3 protein-coding genes are annotated in these 3,108 nt (G+C 47.2%); all 3 read right to left on the bottom strand.

The annotated features are described in order from the left end of the window. On the bottom strand, positions 1-1,312 hold a 1,312-nt coding region (locus VN105_RS03935; protein ID WP_325638139.1), incomplete at its 3' end, for a HAMP domain-containing sensor histidine kinase. 9 nt (positions 1,313-1,321) lie between these two features. Then, the gene (locus VN105_RS03930; RefSeq protein ID WP_325638137.1) at positions 1,322-2,008 is read right to left on the bottom strand and encodes a response regulator transcription factor; all 687 of its coding nucleotides are present in this window, start codon (positions 2,006-2,008) and stop codon (positions 1,322-1,324) included. Between the two features lie 64 nt (positions 2,009-2,072). Beyond that, on the bottom strand, positions 2,073-3,108 hold a 1,036-nt coding region (locus VN105_RS03925; protein WP_325638135.1), incomplete at its 5' end, for an ATP-binding cassette domain-containing protein.

Raw genomic sequence — 3,108 nt, 5'->3', positions numbered from 1 at the left:
TGATATGGCCGTTGTGTATTTGTACAATTTTTTTGCAGATGGATAAACCAAGGCCGTGGCCACGGATCTGGAGCACGTTCTGGCCGCGGTAAAAGGGTTCAAATATTTTGCTGATATCGTCCGGCGGAATACCGATCCCGGAGTCTTTTACCTGTACGAGGATGTATTTCGTGAAAAAATCTATCGACACATGCGCGGTATTATTATCGGAAAACTTACAGGCATTATCAATCAGGTTAAGGAAAAGTACCTTCAGTAAGTTTTCATTTCCATAACAGGTGACCAGCAGGTCGTTGTCGGGTACTTTCATGAAATGGATCTCCACTTTGCTGGCGGTTTTTTGTTTCAGCCGGATCAGGGTGGTCATCTCCATTAGCAGTTCATCTATCCTTACATTGCTCAACACAAATTCCTGTTGCCGCATTTCTGATTGGGCCAGTTGCAACAGGCCGTTGGAAAGGTCGGAAAGGTTTTCTGCATCTTCCAGTACGGAGGTAAGCAGCGCCAGGTATTCTTCCTTGCTGCGGTCTTTCGACAAGGTTACCTGTAACTGGCTGATGATAGCTGCGAGGGGAGTGCGCAGCTCATGGGAGGCATTGCTTACAAAGCTTTTCTGCAGGTGAAACGACTCGCTGAGCCGCTGCAGCATGGTGTTAAAATTGGCGCCCAGTTTGGCTATTTCATCTTTTCCTTTCACGGCTACCTGGGTATCCTGCATGTTGTTGGCGTTAATGCTGTCTACCTGCTGCACCAGCTGATCGATAGGCTGTACCATTTTCCGTGCAAAAAAATACCCTACGCCCACCAGTACTATTATCGCTGTAATAAGCTCCAGCAACAGGATCTGGCTGAGGTTCCGGAGATTTTGAAAGCCATATTTATCAAAGGAGGCTACAATAACAATAACGGATACATTTCCTTCTGTGTAGTAAACGCCTACAACTTCATCGCTGCCTTTGTCGGCGCTGTACACTTTATTTTCCTTGATGTAATTGAGTAAACTGGGATGGGTGCGGATGGTGGTGTCTTTCAGGTTACTGTACAACAGATCATAATCCGGGTTATATACCAGGATGGTTTCTTTGTAAAGATCCTGGAAGGTAGTGCGGTCCAGCTTCCGCAGGAGGTCTACCTTCACGTTACCGTCTTCAATGATCACGTTGGCAATGGAGCGGGCGCGGTATTCCAGTCGTTCCAGGTATTCTGCTTTCCGTGATTTAGCGGAGAAATAATAAGCCAGTACGGCAAATGCCACCAGCATCAGCGTAGCCGACAGGGTATAATAAAGCGCTATTTTATATTTGATCTTCAACCGGGAGCGTTATTCTTCAGAAAGATAATAACCCATGCCTGTTTTTGTGTGCAGGAGTTTCTGTTCGAAATCCTTGTCAATTTTTTTGCGGAGGAAGTTCATGTACACTTCAATTACATTGGTACCGGTATCGAAGTCGATATCCCATACTTTTTCCGCGATAGTGATTTTAGAGATGACTTTACCTTTATGCATGGCGAGAAATTCCAGCAGCTGGTATTCCTTGGCGGTGAGGGCAATTTTTTTGCCGCCGCGGGTTACGTCTTTCTTTTCCCGGTCTATTTCCAGGTCGGCGATAACAATTTTGTATTGGGTGCCGTGTGTGGCATCTGAACCGGCTCTTTTCAGGAATACGCGGATGCGCGCCAGCAGTTCACGGAAATCAAAAGGCTTTACCAGGTAGTCGTCTGCGCCCAGTTCAAAGGCCTGCATTTTGTCTTCCATGCCGCCGAGGGCGGTGAGCATAATTACCGGAACGCGGTTGTTTTTGTGGCGGATCACTTCGCAGAGTTCGTAGCCGTTGTTGTGGGGCAGGTTCAGATCCAGGATCACCAGGTCGTAATCGTTGCTGGTGGCTAATCCCTTCCCGATACGCCCGTCGTAGGCTACATCCACATCGAAACCGTTTTCTTCCAGTCCTTTCTTAACGGCATTGGCTACTTTAACTTCGTCTTCAACTACCAGTATCTTTTGCATACTTCAGAAAGGGTTTTAGTGGTGTTATACAGGTATCCCGTAAGATACCTGTATAACAAAATTACTAGCTGATAAGGTTCGCTTCCAGCTGCATTATTTTTTCAAATAATTGCTCGTATTGCTGATTGGCCCTGTCCAGGTATTTCTGAACATCCTGGTATTCGCTTTCTACCTGGGCAAATTTTGTTTTATCGTTATAGATTTCAGGGGAAGCCAGGCTGGCTTCAAGACCGGCCTTACGTTCCTTCAGGCTGGCCACCTGGCCTTCTACCTGTGAAAACTGTTTCTGTTGTTTCTGTAATTCACGCTGAACGTCTTTATTGATAGCGCCTTTGCCTGCTTCGGCAGCAGGAGCGGTGTTTTGCTGTTTGCTTTCTTTTTTCGTATCTGCGTTACTGTTACCGGCTTTGGTGTTATTGTTCTGTTGCTGGGCAGCCATTCTCTTTTTCCACTCTTCGTATTCGTTGTAGGTGCCTTTAAATTCCTTGATTTCGCCGTCTACAATTTCCCAGATCTTATTGGCGGTCTGGCTCACAAAGTAACGGTCGTGCGATACCAGTACCAGGCTGCCATCGTATTTATTGAGGGCATCTATCAGCATCTGCACGGAGTTCATATCCAGGTGGTTCGTGGGCTCATCCAGCATAAGGAAGTTGGCCTGGCTGATAATGGTTTTTGCCAGCGCCACGCGTGCTTTTTCACCCCCGGAGAGGATCTTGATCTTCTTAAACACATCGTCGCCGGTAAAGAGGAAGCAACCCAGGAGCTGGCGTAATTCCAGTTCTGTGCGGCCGCTGCCGAAGTTCTTCAGCTCGTCCAGTATTTCGCTGTTCAGGTCCAGCGATTCCAGCTGGTGCTGCGCATAAAAGCTGGTTACCACGTTATGACCGGGTACGCGTTCACCTTCCATGGGTTCCATCCCGAAAATGATGCGCAGGAGGGTAGATTTACCTTTACCATTGGCGCCGATGAGGGCAATTTTATCGCCGCGGTTAATTTCGGCGCTGGTATTTTTCAGGATCTCGATCTTGCCAAAGCTTTTACTCACGTTATTCAGCGTGCATAAGATCTTACCCGGTGTTTTATCTACCGTGAAGTTT

This window comes from Chitinophaga sp., assembly GCF_035564935.1.
Classification (GTDB): domain Bacteria; phylum Bacteroidota; class Bacteroidia; order Chitinophagales; family Chitinophagaceae; genus Chitinophaga.
Note: the sequence above shows the minus strand (reverse complement) of the source record. Positions and strands in the feature narration are given on the sequence as shown.

Coding starts and splice junctions, on each gene's coding strand:
- VN105_RS03930 (WP_325638137.1), bottom strand. CDS start 2,008: ATGCAAAAGATACTGGTAGTTGAAGACGAAGTTAAAGTAGCCAATGCC.